18 protein-coding genes are annotated in these 20,202 nt (G+C 41.2%); 7 read left to right on the top strand and 11 right to left on the bottom strand.

Translation table 11 applies throughout. From position 1 onward, the window contains the following. Window positions 1-38 precede the first annotated feature (38 nt). The 3 genes from F957_RS15115 to F957_RS15125 all read left to right on the top strand — a co-directional run bounded on the left by F957_RS15115 (window position 39) and on the right by F957_RS15125 (window position 5,551). Complete coding sequence (locus tag F957_RS15115; RefSeq protein WP_016541292.1) at window positions 39-740, top strand: SIMPL domain-containing protein; 702 nt, start codon at window positions 39-41, stop codon at window positions 738-740. A 185-nt stretch (window positions 741-925) separates the two neighbouring features. After that, window positions 926-3,133, top strand: a complete 2,208-nt coding sequence (locus F957_RS15120) for a TonB-dependent receptor family protein (protein WP_016541291.1) — start codon at window positions 926-928, stop codon at window positions 3,131-3,133. Between the two features lie 240 nt (window positions 3,134-3,373). Beyond that, entirely contained in the window at window positions 3,374-5,551 is a 2,178-nt protein-coding gene (locus F957_RS15125; protein WP_016541290.1) for a TonB-dependent receptor family protein, read from the top strand. Window positions 5,552-5,583: 32 nt separating this feature from the next. Here the strand turns inward: F957_RS15125 and F957_RS15130 are convergent, their stop codons facing one another. Further along, the gene (locus F957_RS15130; RefSeq protein WP_016541289.1) at window positions 5,584-6,045 is read right to left on the bottom strand and encodes a GFA family protein; all 462 of its coding nucleotides are present in this window, start codon (window positions 6,043-6,045) and stop codon (window positions 5,584-5,586) included. Beyond that, complete coding sequence (locus tag F957_RS15135) at window positions 6,045-6,704, bottom strand: TetR/AcrR family transcriptional regulator (protein ID WP_016541288.1); 660 nt, start codon at window positions 6,702-6,704, stop codon at window positions 6,045-6,047. The genes F957_RS15130 and F957_RS15135 overlap by 1 nt, the downstream gene beginning before the upstream one ends. 110 nt (window positions 6,705-6,814) lie before the next feature. Between F957_RS15135 and F957_RS15140 the strand changes: the two genes are divergently transcribed. Then, window positions 6,815-7,282, top strand: a complete 468-nt coding sequence (locus tag F957_RS15140; protein WP_016541287.1) for a hotdog fold domain-containing protein — start codon at window positions 6,815-6,817, stop codon at window positions 7,280-7,282. Between the two features lie 52 nt (window positions 7,283-7,334). Here F957_RS15140 and F957_RS15145 read toward each other — a convergent pair whose 3' ends face one another. Together F957_RS15145 and F957_RS15150 are read right to left on the bottom strand one after the other, a co-directional pair. Next, window positions 7,335-8,429 carry a fatty acid desaturase family protein gene (locus tag F957_RS15145; protein ID WP_016541286.1) on the bottom strand — a complete coding sequence of 365 codons (1,095 nt, stop codon included), beginning with the start codon at window positions 8,427-8,429 and terminating at the stop codon, window positions 7,335-7,337. Between the two features lie 14 nt (window positions 8,430-8,443). Beyond that, a complete protein-coding gene (locus F957_RS15150) occupies window positions 8,444-9,511 on the bottom strand; it encodes a ferredoxin reductase (protein WP_016660217.1) in 1,068 nt (355 codons plus the stop codon). Between the two features lie 140 nt (window positions 9,512-9,651). Here F957_RS15150 and fabR point away from each other — a divergent pair, with 140 nt between their 5' ends. From fabR to dps, 3 genes are all read left to right on the top strand, one after another. Beyond that, window positions 9,652-10,347 carry an HTH-type transcriptional repressor FabR gene (fabR, locus tag F957_RS15155; RefSeq protein WP_016541284.1) on the top strand — a complete coding sequence of 232 codons (696 nt, stop codon included), beginning with the start codon at window positions 9,652-9,654 and terminating at the stop codon, window positions 10,345-10,347. A gap of 118 nt (window positions 10,348-10,465) precedes the next feature. Further along, window positions 10,466-11,482 carry an AI-2E family transporter gene (locus tag F957_RS15160; RefSeq protein ID WP_016541283.1) on the top strand — a complete coding sequence of 339 codons (1,017 nt, stop codon included), beginning with the start codon at window positions 10,466-10,468 and terminating at the stop codon, window positions 11,480-11,482. A 217-nt stretch (window positions 11,483-11,699) separates the two neighbouring features. Further along, on the top strand, window positions 11,700-12,194 hold the full coding sequence (dps, locus tag F957_RS15165; protein WP_004801316.1) for a DNA starvation/stationary phase protection protein Dps: 495 nt from the start codon (window positions 11,700-11,702) through the stop codon (window positions 12,192-12,194). 55 nt (window positions 12,195-12,249) lie between these two features. Here dps and rapA read toward each other — a convergent pair whose 3' ends face one another. The 7 genes from rapA to F957_RS15200 form a co-directional block, all read right to left on the bottom strand. Beyond that, a complete protein-coding gene (gene rapA / locus F957_RS15170) occupies window positions 12,250-15,087 on the bottom strand; it encodes an RNA polymerase-associated protein RapA (RefSeq protein ID WP_016541282.1) in 2,838 nt (945 codons plus the stop codon). A 144-nt stretch (window positions 15,088-15,231) separates the two neighbouring features. Next, complete coding sequence (locus F957_RS15175) at window positions 15,232-15,876, bottom strand: RluA family pseudouridine synthase (RefSeq protein ID WP_171068261.1); 645 nt, start codon at window positions 15,874-15,876, stop codon at window positions 15,232-15,234. A gap of 142 nt (window positions 15,877-16,018) precedes the next feature. After that, window positions 16,019-16,435: a GlcG/HbpS family heme-binding protein gene (locus tag F957_RS15180; RefSeq protein WP_016541280.1), complete on the bottom strand. Its 417-nt coding sequence runs from the start codon at window positions 16,433-16,435 to the stop codon at window positions 16,019-16,021. A gap of 356 nt (window positions 16,436-16,791) precedes the next feature. Further along, window positions 16,792-18,090, bottom strand: coding sequence for a glutamate-1-semialdehyde 2,1-aminomutase (gene hemL, locus F957_RS15185; protein WP_016541279.1), 1,299 nt, complete (start codon window positions 18,088-18,090; stop codon window positions 16,792-16,794). An 82-nt stretch (window positions 18,091-18,172) separates the two neighbouring features. Beyond that, complete coding sequence (gene thiE, locus F957_RS15190; protein WP_016541278.1) at window positions 18,173-18,784, bottom strand: thiamine phosphate synthase; 612 nt, start codon at window positions 18,782-18,784, stop codon at window positions 18,173-18,175. A 234-nt stretch (window positions 18,785-19,018) separates the two neighbouring features. Beyond that, window positions 19,019-19,609, bottom strand: a complete 591-nt coding sequence (locus F957_RS15195) for a hypothetical protein (protein WP_016541277.1) — start codon at window positions 19,607-19,609, stop codon at window positions 19,019-19,021. Window positions 19,610-19,803: 194 nt separating this feature from the next. Further along, window positions 19,804-20,175 carry an Mpo1-like protein gene (locus F957_RS15200; RefSeq protein WP_005145109.1) on the bottom strand — a complete coding sequence of 124 codons (372 nt, stop codon included), beginning with the start codon at window positions 20,173-20,175 and terminating at the stop codon, window positions 19,804-19,806. Window positions 20,176-20,202: the final 27 nt, after the last annotated feature.

Genomic DNA, 20,202 nt, shown 5'->3' with positions numbered 1-20,202 from the left:
AAAATAAATTTTCGATATCAAATTCTAAGGACATTTTTATGCGTACTTTAGCACTTGCTACATTAATGATCGGGGCAGCATTGAGCCCAAGCCTTTTTGCTCACGAGACGGAGAACTTGAACTACAACATCGTCAATATCCAAGCGGATGCCTCACGACAGGTTGCCAATGATGAAATGCGTGCCGTTCTGTTTATTGAGAAAAGTCATAAACAACCTGCTGAACTCTCTAATCAGATCAACCAGCTGATGAATCAAGCGCAAGCAATTGCACGTAAATATTCACAGGTCAAAGTCGAAACAGGTGCCCAAAGTACTTACCCCGTGTATGACAATGACAGCAATAAATTGAAAGAATGGCGTGCTCGCGCAGAAATCCAGCTGGAAAGTAAAGACTTTAAAGCCGCAAGCCAGTTGATCAGCGAATTACAGCAAAGTTTCCAGACCCAGTCGATTAATTTCACCGTATCGGATGAGCAACGTAAAAAAGTTGAAAATGAGCTGATGATCGAAGCATCAAAGAACTTTCAACAACGTGCACAAGCCATCACCCAAGCATGGAATAAAGGCCAATATAACCTTGTCAGTTTAAATCTGAATACCAGCAACTACTTCCCGCAACCAATGATGCGCGGTGGCATGGCCAAGTTTGCCATGGCTGAAGCAGCCCCTGCTCAGGATATGGCAGCAGGTGAATCAAAAATCACGGTCAGTGCCAATGGTTCAATCCAATTTAAATAATTGCTCTGACAATAACAAAAAGCCGTGCTTAAGCACGGTTTTTTATTGTTTGAAATAGCCAAAAATATTTTGAGTAAAAAACAATTAACTTAACTCATTTCATAGTTATAAGTGATAATCGTTCTTATTTCATTCGGTGCAATAACTGATTAAGATTCGGGAAATTTACAGTATTGACCACAGTTATGAAAATTGCATCTCGTTCTGCTGCTTCATTAATACAGTTCCAGCCTTCCTCTCTCAGTCTTGCCATCACCATTTCATTACTTGGGTTATCTCAAGCTGTTTTTGCCGATGAAGCACAACCCGCTGAAACGCAAACGCTTGCAACAATTTCCATTCAGGCGCAAGGCAATTGGCTGGACAATGCCAATGCTGAAAAAGTTCAACAACATGCAGGCGCACGCAGCATTATTGACCGCAAACGTTTAGATGAGGTTGCCACGACTTCTATTCGTGATGCTTTAAAACAAATTCCCGGAGTGCAAGTCCAAGACAGCAATGGTACGGGTGGCAGTGATGTTTCTTTAAATATTGGGGTACGCGGGCTTACCTCACGCCTCTCCCCACGTTCTACCGTTCTCATGGATGGTGTACCGCTCTCATTCGCGCCTTATGGTCAGCCACAATTATCTTTAGCGCCTGTATCAATGGGTAATATTGAGTCTGTAGACGTGGTGCGTGGTGCAGGTTCAGTTCGCTTTGGGCCACAAAATGTCGGTGGGATTATCAACTTTACAACACGGGCAATCCCCAAAGAATTTTCAGGTTCAGTCGGTTTAACCACTGAATTTGCAACGGGGACAGACCAACTCAAGTACACACCGAATCTGTTTATTGGCGGCACACTCGATAATGGTTTAGGGCTGGCCTTACTGTATTCAGGCAGCAAAGGTGATGGCTATCGTGAAGCCAATAATAAAATTGATATTGATGATGTCATGTTAAAAACCGCCTACCAATGGACCGATCAGGATGCGATTGCCGTCAATCTACATCATTATGAAGGCCGTGGTGAAATGCCTGAAGGTTTAACGGCAGCACAATTTGCTGATAATCCGTATCAATCCAATCAAAGCCGCAACTATTTCGCAGGCCGCCGTTCCGATATTTCTGTGAAATATAGCCATAAAGATGAATTGAATAACTTTGAAGTATTGGGTTATTACGTTGACTCTTTTCGTACCAGCGACTTAGAGTCCATTGGTAATAAAGGTACCAATACACTCAGTAACTCACCACGTGATTATAATTATTTCGGCATTGAACCACGTTATTCACGTGCCTACAGTTGGGCAGGTATGGATAATGAAGTGACTGTTGGCTATCGTTATTTACAGGAAGAAAGTTCTGAGTTCTCTGGACGCACAGCTTCTTACAACACCCTCACAGGGAAACCTGGTGAACGTATCGCCAACACCACCAGTGACGGCGGTACCAAAGCGCACGCCATTTATATCGACAACCGTTTTGGCCTCGCGAATTGGGTGATTACGCCTGGGGTTCGGTTTGAATCGATTGATACGCACAATGATTTCACAGCTTATCAAGATGGTACCGCCACCAATACAGTTCACCCAAAAATCAAGTCAGAAGAATTCTTGCCGAGCCTATCGGTGCTGTATAAAGCCAATGAGAACTGGAATATATTTGCCAATGCAGGTGTGTCATTTGGCCCACAGCAATATAACCAGTTAGTAACCGTTGACAAGAAGACCAATATTGCTTCTACCACGCTTGATGGCTTGCATCCTGAAAAATCTAAAAACTATGAAATCGGAACCAAGTATTTAGGCAATGGTCTAAGTGCTGAATTGACGGTGTTTTATTTAGATTTTGATAAAGAACTGATGTTAGAACGTCCTGATGCAATTGGGACTGGAATTTGGACAAACTTGGGTGCAACCAGCCATAAAGGTGTTGAAACTGGGCTCAGTTATGATTTCGGTCAACTCGCTGATGCACTAGAGGGACTCAAGGTCTACGGAAATTACACCTTTACCAAAGCAACTTCTGAAGCTGGTAAGTTTGAAGGCAAAGACTTGCCTTTTTATTCACGCCACGTCGGTAACCTCGGTTTAGCCTATCAAGTTGATCAATGGTCAGTGAATGCAGATATGTTTGCACAATCAAAACAACATGCGCCGGGTTCAGGTGATATTTATCAAACCCAAGAAACTGCAGATGGTCGCACGGGTGATATTCCAGGTTACTCAACTTTTGCCGTACGCACAGGCTATGACTTTAGTAATCAGCTCAAAGGCTTAAAAATAGCGGGTGGGATAAAGAATGTGTTTGACAAGCAATACTATACCCGCTCATCTGACTCTACAGGGGGGAAATATGTGGGTCAACCGCGGACCTTGTTCCTGCAAACTTCATATGATTTCTAAATATCAAACGCCGAACGTTTAAGTTCGGCGTTTTTATCTCTTTTGCAGTGGATAATACCCCAAACCAACAACCTTAATTAAATCAACACTTTTATTCAGTCTATCTCGCTACATTTCTCTCTTAGCAAAAAAAATTATATCTTTTATGTAATAATTGAATTAATTTTAGCTAAACAATAACTATAAATGAGAATTATAATCAATTAATATAGCGGCGCAAAATAACTCCTCCAATTTCAGATGCTCGGCAATCAACTTATGAAGTGTTCGTTTTCTCATCCTGTTGCTTTTTCAAAATTTAAACCCTCTACCCTAAGCTGTGCTATCACAGCACTGATCAGCTGCGTTGCGACGACAACATTTGCAGATGACAGCCAAAGCAATACCATACAAACACTGGCAACCATTTCCATCCAAGCTGAGGGCAACTGGTTAGAACAAGCCAATGCCAAAAAAGTGCTCAACCATCCCGGTGCCCGTACTGTAGTTGATCAACAAAGTTTGGAAGCACGCGGTACAACCTCAGTTAAAGAAGCGCTGCGTACCGTTCCCGGTGTTCAGGTTTCTGAAAATTCGGGCACCTCTGGCAGCGATGCATCTTTAAGTATTGGTGTTCGTGGTCTGACCTCAAGATTTTCACCCCGTTCGCAATTGATGATCGATGGCGTACCTTTAGCGGTAGCACCCTATGGACAACCCCAACTTTCATTAGCCCCAACGACTTTAGGTAATATGGAGTCGATTGATGTAGTTCGTGGTGCAGGTTCCGTCCGCTTTGGGCCGCAAAACGTTGGTGGGATTATCAATTTTAATACGCGCAGCATTTCAGAAAATTTCGCAGCCAGTATTGGCATGACCACAGAAGTGGCTGAAAATGGCAACTTAAAAGTCAATCCCAATCTTTTTGTTGGCACAACGTTAGACAATGGCCTCGGTCTTGCTTTGCTCTACTCTGGGGTGAATGGTGATGGGTATCGCGATCAAAATGACTATGCCAATATCAATGATCTACGTTTAAAAGCCCGATATGCCTTAGATGATTATTCAAGCATTGAAGCGAATCTACATCGTTATGAAGCCAAGGTCGATATGCCTGGCGGTTTAACCCCTGCACAGTATGCGCAAAACCCCTATCAGTCTTTACGCAACCATGACTATATGGAAGGCAACCGTAATGATATCTCACTCAAATATAATTATAAAAAAGACAACAATGCCTTTGAGGTTCTCGCTTACCACCTCGACAGTTATCGTGATGCAGGTGTAGAACGCAGCGGTTCTAGTCTCTATCAGATCGCCCCACGTGATTATAAAGTGACTGCCATTGAACCGCGTTATTCACATGCATTTCAGTTGGGCGATACGCTGAATGAAGTGTCTGTTGGTTATCGCTATCTAAAAGAAACGAGCAGTGAATCCGTTGATCGTGCCAATTATAACAGTGACACAGGCCCAACTGATTTTTATGGCTGGACCAAAGCGGATGGAGACACTGAAGCACATGCTGTCTATGTCGATAACCGTACCGATTTAGGCGCATGGTCCTTCACGCCAGGGATTCGTTTCGAGCGAATTAAAACCAATGAAAACATGTATAAGTTAAACCGTGATTATTCTGTTCTAAATGGGGTCAATGCCAGCAAGTCCTATGACGCTGTGCTGCCAAGCTTTGCGGTGATGTACAAAGCCAATGATCAATGGAATATCTTTGCCAACTATGGCAAATCATTTGCACCACTGCAATATAGTCAAATGGCCAATACCAATGCCAGAGGTGCTTATCTGACCATGGATGGTTTAAATCCTGAAAAAGCAGATAATTATGAAATCGGCACCCATTATATGGATGATTATTTATCACTTGAATTCACCCTGTTCTATATTGATTTCGCCGATCAGCTCAAGCGTGATGATGCAACACAAACCTATTCAAATTTGGGTGCAACCAAACATAAAGGTGCTGAACTCGGCTTTAAATATAATCTAGGCGCAATCAATGATACGCTAGCCAATATCTCGATGTATGCCAATACCACCTATACCAAAGCAACCGCGTCGGCAGGTCAAGACTCAGGCAATGAATTAGATTTCTATTCGAACTGGGTTGGCAATGCGGGTGTGGACTACAAACGTGATCAATGGACCTTCAACACCAATCTCTATGCGCAGTCGCGTCAAACTGCCTCAGGAAATAACAATGATGGTACGGGTCGTTATGGCAATATTCCGGGCTACGGTATCGTTGGTGTTCGTGCCGCTTATGACTTTGCTGATACCTCTCTATCAGGCTTAAAAGTTGGCTTAGGTGTGAAAAACCTATTTAATCATGACTATTACACCCGTTCCGCAGATCAGGTTGGCGGCATCTACGTGGGTCCTTCTCGTACCTACTATTTACAAACCTCGTTTGATTTCTAACACTCTAAAGCCGAATGTTCGCATTCGGCTTTTTATTGATTGATTTCAAAATAATGCGTCAACTCAATAGCATTAGGCAGCTCATCAAATTCACTAAGTTTTTGATGAGTTTCGGCCCAACTCACTTTAGAATTCACACAAAAATTTAGTTCAAGCTCTGGGCTAAAATCCTCCTGAACCAGTCCCAAAGGAATCCACATCACCTTTGGGTTGATCGTTAGCGCATTCGGTACAGGTGATCCACATTGCCTACAGAAACTACTATTAAAACCGGTATCTTTAATATAAGTCTCAATCAATGACTGACCTTGCTGCCATTGAAAGGATTCCGTCTGTACAAAAGTTGCGGCATTTGATGCAGCACCACTCTGCTTACGGCATAGGCTGCAATAACAACGATACATCATTTTGATGTTTGCGAGATGAAACTGAAAGCTGATCGCGCCACACAGACAAGCCCCTGTAAATTGTATCTTCTGATGGTTTGTTCTCATCAATGATAATCCTGATTGTTGTTCTCTGATTGAGCTTGGCTCAAATGTTGTAATGAATCCCAAGCTGCTTGAGCCAAAGTCTCACGATACGCTTTGGGATTAGTTACGACTTTTTCAGAGAGCCAAGCGCGGCAATAACTTTCAGTTGCACCAATCACCAAAGACATCATTAGCTCTGTTGGCACTGATTTTAATAAACTGGCATCAGCATAGTTGGAAATATGCGCAATGATGTTTTGATTTCTCAGTTTATTTTTGTCATTTAAGACTTGTCGATATTCACCCTGCCGTACACTCAAGTGAGCAAATAATAGGAACTGCGCAAACTTGGGCTGATCAGAAACCCAGTCGATATAACTATAAATCAGCGCATAGAGTAGTTCTTTGAGTGATTTTGCTTCTTTTAAGTATTGGTCACGCAATTGTGCTTGATCATCCAACGCAGCAAACACCAGTGCTGCAATCACCCCTTCTTTATTCTTAAAATGATGATAAATCGCCCCCACGCTACTGTCAGATTTGTCACGAATCATTTCAATACTGGTGGTGTCCAAACCATATTCAAGAAAGCACGACAAAGCATCCAGCAAAATCTGTCGTTTTAATAAAGACCTGCGTTGTGGATATAACCGTTCTAATAATTGCTGAGCTGCCTGCATGCTTTCATCAAAATAACCAATAATCGGAACTATTGTGTATGACTTGACCACAGCTTGTAAACAGAATTGTATTCTGTTTAAGAATTTAATTCTGTATTAGGACATTTAAAATGGCAAGCACCTTAGATTTATGGAATAAAGTATCGGCCTTACCAGCAGGTAAATGGACATTCACCCGAATGTTGTGCCTTAAAGCACCGTATTTCAGCAGTATCTCTCCCTTATTTGAGGAGCTAAAACCCAATTCTTGCAAAATCAGTATCAAGAAAAAACGGAGCGTGTTGAATCATATTGGTACAGTTCATGCAATCGCGATGTGTAATATGGCAGAACTTGCGGGTGGGACCATGACTGAAGTGACGGTACCCACAACCCATCGCTGGATTCCCAAAGGCATGACGGTTGAATATTTAAAGAAGGCTGAAACCGATCTGATTGCGATTGCTAGCCCTGTTGATGAGCATTACGATTGGGACGAAGCTGGTGAATACTTGGTCAATGTTGATGTCGTGGATCAGCAGAATGAAAAAGTTTTCCATGCCACGATCACCATGTGGATTTCAAAAAAGAAGAAATAAAATAAAAAAGCCCTGAAGCAAATGTATTCAGGGCTTTTTTCAACCTTATGGCTTACTTTTTAAAAGGCAGTGCGTATTTAAAAATACGCCCGACCACTTCACCAAACTGCTTCACAAAGCTGGCATTGTTATAATGCAACCCATATTTTTCACACACCGCCTGTACTTTCGGTGCAACTTGACGATAGCGACGTGCAGGAATATCAGGGAATAAATGATGCTCAATTTGATGGCTCAAATGCCCCGTTAAGATATGAAAGGCTTCTGAACCAGTCAGATTGGATGAACCACGGATCTGACGCATATACCAATGCCCACGGCTTTCATTTTCTAATACCGCTTTCGGAAATACTTCAACATCTTTGGTAAAGTGACCACAGAAAATAATACTGAAGGTCCAGACATTGCGAATCCCGTTCGCCACCAAATTGCCAGTAAATACTGGAATCGCAGCAGGGCCAGCAATTAATGGAAAAAACACATAGTCCTTAAACATTTGCTTAAGGATTTTCTTTTGCGCAGGCTGCCATTCACGCTTGAATTGCGCCATGGTTTTACGCTTATACAGTACTTTACCTAATTCAAGGTTTTGCACTGCAACTCCCCATTGGAACAGCAGACTGAATGGCACGATATACATCGGCTGAATTAAAGTGAATTTCGACCAGCGTTGTTCAGGGAACAAACGGAATACGCCATAACCGACATCATCATCCATACCTTTTACATTGGTATAGGTATGATGCTTATAGTTATGGGTTTGACGCCAGTTATCTGAGGTTCCGACTGTATCCCACTCATAGGTTTGACCATTGAACTTCGGATCATTCATCCAGTCATATTGACCATGCATAACATTATGACCCAACTCCATGTTTTCCATTATTTTGGCGAAACCGAGCAAGCCTGTCCCGAGCAACCAAGCTGGCGGAAACCAGCCTAGAAACAAACAAGCGCGCCCAGCCAAACTGCTATAACGAATGGTGGAATAGACGCGGCGGATATATTTGGCATCTTTCTCGCCTAAATCGTCTAATACTTCTTGTTTGATTTGATCCAGTTCACGAGCAAAAGCATCTAATTCTGCAGCAGTTAAATCACGATTTTTGGGATTTTTAAAAAATTCCATCTTAACAGGCATGTTCATAATCAATTACTCTCTTATAGATCAATCACAAGATCAGACTGGGCTGAATTGACACAAATTTTTAGTAACTGTGTTGGTTCATTATTGGCAGCACCATTCAATAAATTTTTGGTCGCGCCTTGTGCTTTATTACAGGCACATTTATTACAAATCCCCATACGGCAACCATGATTTGGCTTGATGCCTTGATGTTCTAAGCTCGATAGAATCGATTGCCCTTTAGGAATAGCAAGGGTTTTATTCGACTGCGTCAACGTAACATTCACAAAGCCCGTATCTGTGGCATCCACATCAAATTGACTCAAGCTAAAAGCTTCAGTTTGTAAGGCTGCAGCCTGTTGAAATAGGCTTTCTGCTGTTGCCGCAAAACCAGATGGTCCGCAAGCATAGACTGTGCTTTCAGCTAAACCACTGATTTGATCAACATGGCTTTGATTTAAACGTTGATCTTGTTCTTGGGTATAAAAAATTTGATAACTAAAGTTTGAAAAATTTTCAGATACTTCTTTCAGATATTCTGCATAAGCTGCATCTGCATGGGTTTTCACCCAATACATCAACTGGACGGATGTTGTATTCAATTGTTTTGACTGACATAACGCTTCAATCAAACTTAGCATTGGTGTGATACCACTCCCCGCTGCCAACAATACTAAATGAGGAGTCACAACGGTCTGCTGCATCTCACCATAAGGTTGGCCCAAACGTAAGATATCCCCAGTTTGGCTGCCTTCAACCAACCACGAACTGACTAAGCCTTGATCCACTTTTTTCACGGTTAAACAGAGATGATCAGCATCCACCTGCATCAAACTATAAGTACGCTCATAGTGACGACCCGCAATATCAACCGTCACAGGGTGATGCTGCCCAGCAACACCACGAGCAACATGTCGGTTGCATTGCAGAATAAGACTGACGGTGTCTTTTGCCACGATTTGTTTTTTTACGATTTTGGCTAGAGACTGATTAATGGACCACAATGGATTGATTTTCTGTAACCAAAAATTGGCGTCATGGCTGTTCATCACACTGTGAGCCAACGAATTAAATAGAGAATTTCTCTTTTCAATTGCTTGCATGAGCAGGTTTACTCTGGTTGTTTCCCAATTATTATACATATGTATATATATTTGTATATACACTCGTATAAGAATTTACATTTCACAAGTCCACAGACAATCGTTATAATCCCGAGTAGCTTACTTATATATTGAAAACAATGGTTCATTCTTCTTTTTTACCACTCGGCCATGACAACTTAAACGAACAAGATGTCATTCCTATGAAAACTCCTGTGCGCTCAGTAGGTAGAAAAGCAACCATTACCAAAGAAGAGTTGTTTCAAGCCACGCTCAACTTGATTGGCCCACAAAAAAGTATCGCCTCACTCAGCTTACGTGAGATTGCACGCGAAGCAGGTATTGCACCAAATAGTTTCTATCGTCATTTTAAAGACATTGATGAACTGGCAATTGCCTTGATTGATCAATCTGGCTTGGTACTTCGCCGTATTATTCGTGAAGCGCGTTTACAGGCTTCAAAGCAGCAAAGCATTATCCGTAGTTCAGTCGAAGTGTTTATTCAACAATTGAATACCGACGAAGGCAATCTGAGTTTGTTATTACGCGAAGGCTACACGGGTTCTACTTCGTATAAAGCAGCGGTTGACCGTCAACTCAACTTCTTTCAGCAAGAGCTGCAAGAAGACCTGATTCGTTTAGAACGTTTGAATAACAGTAAGCTCAGTCATGCTGATCTTGCAGCCAAAGCTATTACGCAATTGGTGTTCAACATGGGCGCAAAAGTGCTGGATCTGCCTGCGGAACAACGCACTGAAGTGGCAGAACAAACCATGGTCATGATTCGTATGATTCTAGAAGGCGCGCGTCATATCAATGAAATGGAAATTGATTAATTGATTAATTGATTAATTGATTAATTGATTAATTGATCGCAGCACAATAGGATAGATGTCATCAAAATCATATGTTTGTTCTTTAACATAACAACAACTTAAACTAGGCATCTAGATCATGAATCTACTCAATGACCGTCAAAGTATCATCGCCAGCTTTATCCTGATGGCTTTGTTTTTAATGATGGTCATTCCCCTGCATTTACTTCCGAGTTTTTTTGCAGGTTTTCTGGTCTTTGAAATTATTAACAGTTTAAGTTCAATTGTTGAAAAACATATTGATGGTCAACGCGCACGTATCTTTATCAGTATTATTCTGGGTATTTTAACCACCTTCCTGATTGGCTTTTTTATTACCAGTTTAATTAGCTTTGTGATCTATGATTTAAAAGGGACTGGACTGAATTCTTTTAACTTTAAGATCGATCAAACGCTGATTAAATTCCAAGAGGAAATGAGTCATTACCTGCCGGGTTATTTGCCGCATAGCGTGGCGGATATCAAGAATCAGATTCTGTCTTTTATCAAAAATAATATTTCGATCGTCAAAAATACAGGGACCGATATTCTGCATAATCTGGCGACGATGGTGATTGGTCTGATTGTCGGGATTTTGGTGTCGATCCAGAATTTTAAACAACATGCACCACAACCTGCATTTAAAGCAGCTGTGCTGCATCGTATTCAGAAGCTTTCTGTTTCTTTTAAAAATGTGGTCTTTGCTCAAGTGAAAATTTCACTGATCAATACCGTATTGTTTATGATCTTTGTCTTTATCGTTCTGCCGATCTTCAATATCCATTTACCTTTTGCCAAAACACTAACCATTCTGACCTTTATTTTTGGTCTACTGCCGATTATTGGCAATTTGATTTCAAATACCTTGATCATTATGGCGGGTTTGACCATCTCCCTGTCTGTGGCAGCCATCGCATTGGCCTATCTGGTGATCATTCATAAGCTGGAATACTTCGTCAATGCCAAAATCATTGGTACCAAAATCAATGCCAGTGCTTGGGAAGTGTTATTGGCGATGCTGATTTTTGAGTCGATTTTTGGACTCAGCGGTCTGATTGTTGCGCCTATTTTCTATGCCTATATCAAATTGGAATGTAAGGATGCAGGACTCATTTAAGCCATTTATTAACAATTCTAAAAGAAGTCTAACAGATGGAAGCATCATTCCATCTGAATCAAAACCAATAAAATCAAAAACAAAATTGATGATAAGTAAACTTACAAAAGCCTAGACAACGAAAACACTCAAGCCTCGATTCAAGCGATAAGCTAGTCATGAAATGAATGGTTTTTATTCACGATGTTTCATCACATTATAATTGAATGAGGTAACTATGAATTCTTCAACAGCGAAAGCTTTAAAAGTATATACACGTAATAATTTAGATGACTCAATTAAAGAGTCCACAGTAAAAATTTTAAATCAAATCCTTGCTAACCTGATTGACCTGTCCTTATTGACCAAGCAGGCGCATTGGAACATGCGGGGTAGCAACTTTATTGCAGTGCATGAAATGTTAGATACCTTCCGTACTTCATTAATCACCCATTTGGATAACGTCGCAGAACGTGCGGTACAGATCGGTGGAACAGCGCTCGGAACAACCCAAACGGTTGCTGAAACCTCACATCTCAAGCCATACCCTGTTGCCATTCATGCGGTACAAGATCATCTTAAAGAATTGGCTGATCGTTATGGTGTGGTCGCCAACCATCTACGCGATACCATTGACGAAATTCAAGACCCAATTTCTGAAGATATTATCCATGCAGCACTCGAGGATCTAGATCAGTACCTATGGTTTTTGGAAGCCAATATTGATCACTAAATCAATAGACAAAAAAAGAGGACCTTTGTTGTCCTCTTTTTTATTACTGTTGCAATTAAGGCTTAACCACAACCAACACTTGAATTGCCTCTGGTGTCACAGACAGACCATCTAGTAGACCTAAGCCTTCTTTCTGGAATTTCTGTAAGCGCTCAATTTCATCTTGGCGAATGCTTGGGTTAAATTGCTTGAGATAGCTTAAACGGTCAATTTCATACTGCCATTTACCACTGTAGTGCTCTTTAGCCTGCTGCATTAATTCTGGCAATGATCCTTTCGCAATCTCTAAAGCTTGCGCATAACGTGACTCAATCACTTCACGGCGTGCTTTCACCACTTGACGGCAACTATTACCATCTAGATGATGCAGGTATGGACGTAAAATACTTGGATCAATCTTGGTCGATAAATCCTGACCATTTTCACTGAGCAATACACGAATCAATTGCTTCGGTAAGCTTGATGGCAAGTTCAATGCCTTCGGTGCAACCACATCAACCTTAAACCACACTTCCAACAAGACTGAACCTTGTTTTAGTGCATTCGATTTCAATAAGGCCACATTGGTACTACCGAATGATTGTGTGCGGATCATTTCCATCACACTTTCAATAAACGGATGTTCCAAAGTCAAATATTGCGCATCTTCACGAATTTGTGCCTGATCACGATAGAAGGTCGCCGTCATGCCCTCTTCATCCAAGCTAATGCCTTGAACTTGCATCTGATCAGTCGGCTTGATGATCACCGTACCATTGCTTTGCTCATCAAAGTCAATATTGGTGGATGACATGAAACGCTTCACAAACATTGGCAAAGTGGTGTTGTCATCATAATCTTCAAGCGCTTGTACAATGCCCTGCGCAACGACTGGACGACACGAGTTGTACTCGAGCAAACGGTCACGACCCGCTTGTAGTTCAGCTTCTAATGCTTGACGCTGTACATTGACTTCTTCAAGTAAATCTTCAAACGTCTGGCCTTGGTCTGCCAATAAGCAATCTTTTAATTCAACAATAAAGTTCTCTTGTAGCGTTTGCGCCGTCGGAGAAATACTGCTGAAAATATTAAGTGCTTCGTTATACCAACGGAACATACGTTCTTGTGCTGTGCCCATCAAATACGGCACATGAATTTGAATACGATTTTCCTGACCAATACGGTCCAGACGGCCAATTCGTTGTTCCAATACGTCAGGGTTTGCAGGCAGATCAAATAAGATCAAATCACTGGCAAACTGGAAGTTACGCCCTTCCGAACCAATTTCTGAACACAATAGGATTTGAGCGCCATAACTATCTTCCGCAAAATATGCCGCAGCTTGGTCACGCTCTAATAAACTCATGCCCTCATGGAACATTGCGGTACGAATACCCGCATGTAAACGTAGAACATTTTCCAATGCTTCTACCACTGGCCCGCTGCGTGCAATCAACAACACTTTTTTGTGTTTTAAATCTTTGCGCAGCACTTCCATCAACCAAGGCACACGCGGATCATTTTCCATCCATGCGCCATCGAGTTGACCTTCTTCAGGCCACATTTGCTCACGCATTTTGCCGTCAAATGACCAGTCTTCTGGTGCTGGCAAAGGTGCTGGCTGGCAATCACGACCTGGGAAGCCTTGAATCGCTTCACGGGTGTTACGGAACAAGATACGACCTGTGCCGTGACGGTCCAATAATTCGTGAATCGCACGCATACGCTGTTCAGGCTGATCATCAATACGATGACCCAATAAGCCATCCAGTGCAGCAAGATGCTCTTCTGTTAATGCTTGATCTGACATCAACACTTCTGCAATTTTTGCAGTATGTTGATATTGCTCTTCTTCATCAAGGAAACGGTCTAGACTGCTAAAACGCTGTGGATCGAGTAAACGAAGACGGGCAAAATGACTTTCAACGCCTAATTGCTCAGGTGTTGCGGTGAGCAATAATACCCCAGCAGTTTGTTCAGCGAGTTCTTCAACAAGATCATAACGATCATTGCCACCCTCTTCTTCACTCCACATCAAATGATGGGCTTCATCGACCACCAATAAATCAAAACCAGCTTCCATGGCCTGCTCACGCAAGTCATCGTGGTCAACCATCAAATCGACGCTGGCAATAATGCATTGTTCAGTCAAGAATGGATTCAGGTCAGGATCATGTTCTTTGATCGAAGCAGTACGGGTTAAGTCAAACAGAGAGAATTGCAAATTGAAACGGCGACGCATTTCAATCATCCACTGATATTGCAATGAATCAGGTACTAAAATCAGGATACGTTCTGAACGCCCTGTTTTCAGTTGCTGATGAATAATCAAACCTGCTTCAATGGTTTTACCTAGGCCCACTTCATCCGCTAACAAGACACGTGGCGCAAAACGCTTACCGACTTCATGCGCGATATAAAGCTGATGTGGAATCAAGCCCACACGCGCACCAAGAAAACCACGTAAAGGACTGGTGTGCATTTGTGCTTGCAACAACATCGCTTCAATACGCAGGTCATACCATTCTTTATAATCAACTTGGCTGGCTAACAGACGCTCTAAAGGTTTTGACAGCTGGATCTGTGCACCGATACGGGTTTCGTTCAGTGACTTATGTTCTTGTTCACCATTTTCAAGGCTACGAACCACATCGTAACGCAGTACGCCATGACGATCTTCGATCGACTCAACCGTCCACTTGATACCTTCTTGGTCTTGGACTTCATCATTAACGTTAAAGATGATGCGAGATAAAGGCGCATTGTTACGTGCATAAACACGAGTTTCATCACTTTTAGGGAATAAAATGCTGATAGAACGTTCATCTACATCAATAAGAACCCCTAAACCGAGTTCAGTTTCAGTATCTGATAACCAACGTTGACCAATAGCAAACTGCTGCAATTTTTCCACCTTTATCTCAAGTTAGCCTACATATTTTATGCCCTGACCCAAATAAAAGTTAAGGCATTTTATGTAGTTTTCAACGATGTATTTTGACACAAAGCGCAATCAAATAGCGTGCATCACATCGTGTTTCATAAAAAAGTTTTTAGACTAAAACGGTACTGCACAATCAAAGCTGAGTTGTGCACCTGTTTTAGGATGTGCAAAGCTCAATTGCGTTGCATGTAAACATAAACGCGCATAAAGCTGTTGCTGTTCTGGCGTGGCATATAAGGTATCGCCTAGAATCGGATGACCTAAATATTGCATATGCACACGAAGCTGATGTGAACGCCCTGTAATCGGAATAAGTTTAACTCGAGTTACAGCTTGCCCTTGAATTTCTAAATGTTCGATGGCTTGCCATTCGGTTAATGCCGGCTTGTGATAGGAAGCATCAACAATATGCAATGGCGGGCGGCTTGGATCATAAATCACAGGAATATCGACTGTGCCCTGACCTTCTAAATGGCCAGCAACCAAAGCTTGATAAATTTTTGAGGTTTGACGATCTTGAAATTGGCGCGAAATATTGCTTTGTCCAAATTTGGATAAACCAAAGACCAAGATGCCAGAAGTATCGCGATCTAAACGATGAATCAGTAAAGTTTTTGGTTCTAATTCTAATAAACGATTGATTAAACAATCTTGTAAATCAGGTGTTTTCCCCGGCACAGTGAGTAAGCCTGCAGGTTTATGGATGACCATAAAATCTTCATCACGATGAATCAAATGTTCACTTAGAAAATCATTCAAGGTAGCCTTCCAACGACTGGATGAAAACAAGCGGGCAATCATAAAAAGCTTAGCGCTGAATTACAATGCATGACACGTATTTTTACTATTTTTTTTCGTGTTTCTCTCGATATTTCATCCAGAATCGGATTTAAAAGATGTTTTAGGCTTGTTGCTCTAGAAAATGTTGAATTGCATGTTGGGCAATTTCTGCATCTTGAAATGATTGCACGCCTGAAACCCCAACAGCCCCAACAACCTGCCCTTGATAGACAATCGGCTCACCACCTTCTAACATGCCTTTTGCTGCATTGATCGTTAAAAAGCCAATTTTTCCATCACGGATCATATCTTCTGATGCCTTGGTGGCTCTTCGGCTGACTGCGGCAGAATGTGCTTTTTCTTGGCAAATCTGTGTCGATAATACCGATGCACCATCCATACGCTTCATCATCAACAGCGTTCCACCATCATCGACAACTGCCACGCTGACATTAAAGCTGTGTGCAGTTGCATACTGCAAGGCTGCATCAACCAAAATTTCCACATCTGCGGCAGTTAAATAATGTTTAGTTTTCATCTTTTTTACTCCATTCCTATGAGTTTCTTATCAAAAGCTTGTCTAGCATACAATCTCTAGCAACGCCATACACAGCTAGCGTCAGCCAAAACGTTCGCCCTTGGGAACAACCAAAGACAAACGCAAAGATAGTGGATTATTCAATCATATTTAACCTGATAATACAGTAAAGATTATTTATCTTTACTGCTATTCAAAGCTTAGATAGAGCCTACAAATACATGAGAACGCAGTGAGCGTTCATGACGATCCACCCTTATTGTTTAATCAGTTGAGGGCAGCCTGTTTTGAGAACTACCGAAACCATCGCCATAAAAAAAGCCCGAATAAATCGGGCTTATGTGTGCATTACAGCGTTATTTCATTTCAGCAAAGGTTTCTTTTGCTGCCTGAATGGTCTCTGCAATATCTTGATCAGAATGCATCGATGAAATAAATCCTGCTTCAAATGCCGATGGTGCAAGATAAACACCACGCTTTAGCATGCCGTGGAAGAATTTCTTAAATGCTTCAACATCACAGGCCAACATTGAATCAAAACTGGTGATGTCTTCTTGATCGGTAAAGTACAAACCAAACATGCCACCCACTTGTTGGGTTTTAAATGGAATACCCGCTTCGTCTGCCGCAGCCTGTAAACCTGCAAGCAATTTGGCTAACTGTGCTGCAAGCTTGTCATAAAATTCAGGCTCACGAAGATGCTTGAACATCGCAATACCAGCACGCATTGCCAATGGATTCCCAGACAATGTACCTGCTTGATAAACACCGCCTAAAGGCGCGATGCATTCCATGATTTCACGTTTACCGCCAAAAGCACCAACTGGTAAGCCTGCACCAATGATTTTACCCAATGTGGTTAAATCTGGTTTAACTTTATAGACTGATTGCGCACCGCCTAAAGCAACACGGAAACCTGTCATCACTTCATCAATGATAAATACTGATTTGTATTCATCACAGACATCACGAATTGCTTGCAAGAAACCATCAATTGGCGTTACCAGATTCATATTGCCTGCAACAGGCTCAATGATGACACCCGCAATCTCATGACCAAATTTGCTAAAGCATTCTTTCAGCGCTTCAATATTGTTATACGGTAGCGTTAAGGTATGTTTGGCAAAATCTGCTGGTACACCTTTTGAGGTTGGCTCGCCCTCACCTAAAGTCAGCAAACCAGAACCCGCTTTGACCAAGAGTGAATCTGAATGACCGTGGTAACAGCCTTCAAATTTTACAATCTTGTCACGGCCTGTATATCCACGTGCCAAACGAATCGCAGTCATGGTCGCTTCTGTGCCTGAGCTGGTCATACGGACCAATTCAATGGATGGCATAATTTCGCAAATCGTATCTGCCAGTGTAGTTTCGTGCACGGTTGGTGCACCAAAACTTAGGCCATCTTCTGCTGCGGTTTGTACCGCTTGAATAATATCTGGATGCGCATGACCTAAAATCATTGGTCCCCATGAGCCGACATAGTCCACGTAACGCTTACCATCGACATCCCACAAATACGCACCTTTGGCTTTTTCGATAAAGATAGGCGTACCACCAACACCGTTAAATGCACGTACAGGTGAATTTACGCCACCTGGAATATGTTTACTTGCTTGTTTAAATAGCTGTTCTTGCTTTGGAGATAAACTCATAAAAGACTCAACCTAGAATCGAGGACGAGGAACGTTGTGGTTCCGAGAAACAATAAAAGTTCCGCAAAGCGGATGCATCTAATTAGTCAAATAACGTTGCCCATGCATGTACACGAGCAGGAATTTCGGCTGTTGATCGCCCTAATATATCACTAATTACCGCGCAAAGGCTTGCCCCAGCCTCAATCACGACTTGAGAATTTTCCACAGTCAGACCACCAATCGCACAAATCGGCACAGCAAATTTTTGTTTCGCCTGTTTAATGACTTCGATACCTACATTGCCCGCTTCAGGTTTAGTTGAGGTGGCATAGACCGCACCAAAGGCCACATAAGTTGCACCGTCAGCAATCGCCTTCTCCGCCAGCTCTAATGAGTTTAAGCAAGTCCGACCAATAATTACACCTTGTGATAAACGTGTGGCAGCATCACTTATTTCACCATCAGATTGCCCAAGATGTACACCTAGACCAAATTGTTCAGCCAAAGCCAAATCATCATTAATCACAAACGGGACTTGATGCTTTTCACAAAGTGCTTTGATCTGCTCTACTTCACTTGGCTGATCTGCTTTTGCCACTTTCTTACGACGGTATTGCAGAATGGCAATCTTGCCTGTTGCTAATGCAACGTCTAATTTTTCTAATAATAGTTGGATTGGATCATCATTGGTAATGAGATAAAGACCGCGCATGAACGTTTCACTATTCACTATAATTACATTAGCTTCAGAGTATATTCTCTTAGTGAAAATTTAAAGATAGGGAGTGTATAAGTTCTTATGAAATGATCAATTCATTATTCTCTTTTATAAGGAAATACACAGGTGTATGATCCCTTCTTTTAAGGATTACTGATCGTAAAGCATGGGGTAATATTTAAAACGACATCTACTTCTTCACACCCCTAAAGATATAGTTTAGTCTTACTAATCTATATTATGAATATTCATAAGTCGTGCACATTTTCTATAGATAACATCTAAAGAAACAATTAGTTTCCTCATTTCCTCTTCACAAATTATAAATGTAATTTTATTTTGGATCATTTGAGATCTCAGCTCATTAATATCCTGATAAGTATTCATAAAAAAATTTTCTAATTCATCCAACTCTGGATCTTTTGTTAACTCTGATAAAATATTTAAAGATATATATGTATCATAATAAATCTCTTGAAATTTTCTAAAATCATTCGTTGGTAGTTCTTTAATATGTGATTGGGCTAAAGCTAGAGTTATAAATTTCTTAAAATTATTTAATGTAGTATTAGCATTGTCGCGAATGATTTTTTTATGTTCTTGATCTTTCCATTTATCAATAAGTATATAACCACAATAACCGATAAAAAGAGTAGCCGACCATCCAATCATAGTTGCTAATGCACCTTTATCATACCCTTTTCCAAATATATAAGGAGCCACTGTATTAAAAATTATGCCATACATGCATAAGCCAATACATAAAAATATAAATGCTGAACAAAAAATAAAAATTACTTCTTCTTTTTTGGTCTTCATCCCTCCTCCTTTAAATCATCTTAATTCAATTAAAAACACATGGATTGGCTATATATCCACTTTAATCTAGATACGATATATTTATTTGATACTTTAAACGATATTTTCATAAAGCACTCTATCTGCTTGAGCATCAGATAATAATTACAAATAAACAAGCTGCCAAAGCAGCTTTTAAAAATATCAAACGAATTTTAAGAATCAATTTTATCAAACTGACGATCAATTAGACTCAAACGACCACGTGCAACATCTGACAACATGCGCCAATCCGAAATAAAGCTATACAGCGGTTGTTTAAAGCTGGCAGGCTTATTATGTTCAAAGAAAAAATGCCCAACCCAAGCACAGGCATAGCCTGATACCAAACCATACACAGCATATTTTGCCTGACGTTTACGGATGGCTTTACTAAAGAAATATAAACCGATCGAGCTGCCTGCGACATGCAAACGACGGCTGGCAATACTGCGATGTTCTGTTAAATAAAAGTGATAAAATTCATCATAGTTTTTAATAGGTAATGAAAATTCCACTGGCTTGGTAATATTCGCTGGTGCATTCATTTTTGGATCATCCTAATCGTGCAAGAC

This window comes from Acinetobacter gyllenbergii CIP 110306 = MTCC 11365 (assembly GCF_000413855.1).
GTDB lineage: Bacteria > Pseudomonadota > Gammaproteobacteria > Pseudomonadales > Moraxellaceae > Acinetobacter > Acinetobacter gyllenbergii.
This window is presented reverse-complemented; position numbering and strand designations above follow the sequence as displayed.

Excerpts from the sequence above, each read along its gene's own strand:
- F957_RS15135 (WP_016541288.1), bottom strand. The coding sequence starts at position 6,704 with ATGCAGGCAGCTCAGCAATTATTAGAACGGTTATATCCACAACGCAGG.
- F957_RS15120 (WP_016541291.1), top strand. The coding sequence starts at position 926 with ATGAAAATTGCATCTCGTTCTGCTGCTTCATTAATACAGTTCCAGCCT.
- dps (WP_004801316.1), top strand. The coding sequence starts at position 11,700 with ATGAATTCTTCAACAGCGAAAGCTTTAAAAGTATATACACGTAATAAT.
- hemL (WP_016541279.1), bottom strand. The coding sequence starts at position 18,090 with ATGAGTTTATCTCCAAAGCAAGAACAGCTATTTAAACAAGCAAGTAAA.
- thiE (WP_016541278.1), bottom strand. The coding sequence starts at position 18,784 with ATGCGCGGTCTTTATCTCATTACCAATGATGATCCAATCCAACTATTA.
- F957_RS15180 (WP_016541280.1), bottom strand. The coding sequence starts at position 16,435 with ATGAAAACTAAACATTATTTAACTGCCGCAGATGTGGAAATTTTGGTT.
- fabR (WP_016541284.1), top strand. The coding sequence starts at position 9,652 with ATGGTTCATTCTTCTTTTTTACCACTCGGCCATGACAACTTAAACGAA.
- F957_RS15125 (WP_016541290.1), top strand. The coding sequence starts at position 3,374 with ATGCTCGGCAATCAACTTATGAAGTGTTCGTTTTCTCATCCTGTTGCT.
- F957_RS15140 (WP_016541287.1), top strand. The coding sequence starts at position 6,815 with ATGGCAAGCACCTTAGATTTATGGAATAAAGTATCGGCCTTACCAGCA.
- F957_RS15130 (WP_016541289.1), bottom strand. The coding sequence starts at position 6,045 with ATGAGAACAAACCATCAGAAGATACAATTTACAGGGGCTTGTCTGTGT.
- F957_RS15195 (WP_016541277.1), bottom strand. The coding sequence starts at position 19,609 with ATGAAGACCAAAAAAGAAGAAGTAATTTTTATTTTTTGTTCAGCATTT.
- F957_RS15160 (WP_016541283.1), top strand. The coding sequence starts at position 10,466 with ATGAATCTACTCAATGACCGTCAAAGTATCATCGCCAGCTTTATCCTG.
- F957_RS15200 (WP_005145109.1), bottom strand. The coding sequence starts at position 20,175 with ATGAATGCACCAGCGAATATTACCAAGCCAGTGGAATTTTCATTACCT.
- F957_RS15150 (WP_016660217.1), bottom strand. The coding sequence starts at position 9,511 with ATGCAAGCAATTGAAAAGAGAAATTCTCTATTTAATTCGTTGGCTCAC.
- F957_RS15145 (WP_016541286.1), bottom strand. The coding sequence starts at position 8,429 with ATGAACATGCCTGTTAAGATGGAATTTTTTAAAAATCCCAAAAATCGT.
- F957_RS15115 (WP_016541292.1), top strand. The coding sequence starts at position 39 with ATGCGTACTTTAGCACTTGCTACATTAATGATCGGGGCAGCATTGAGC.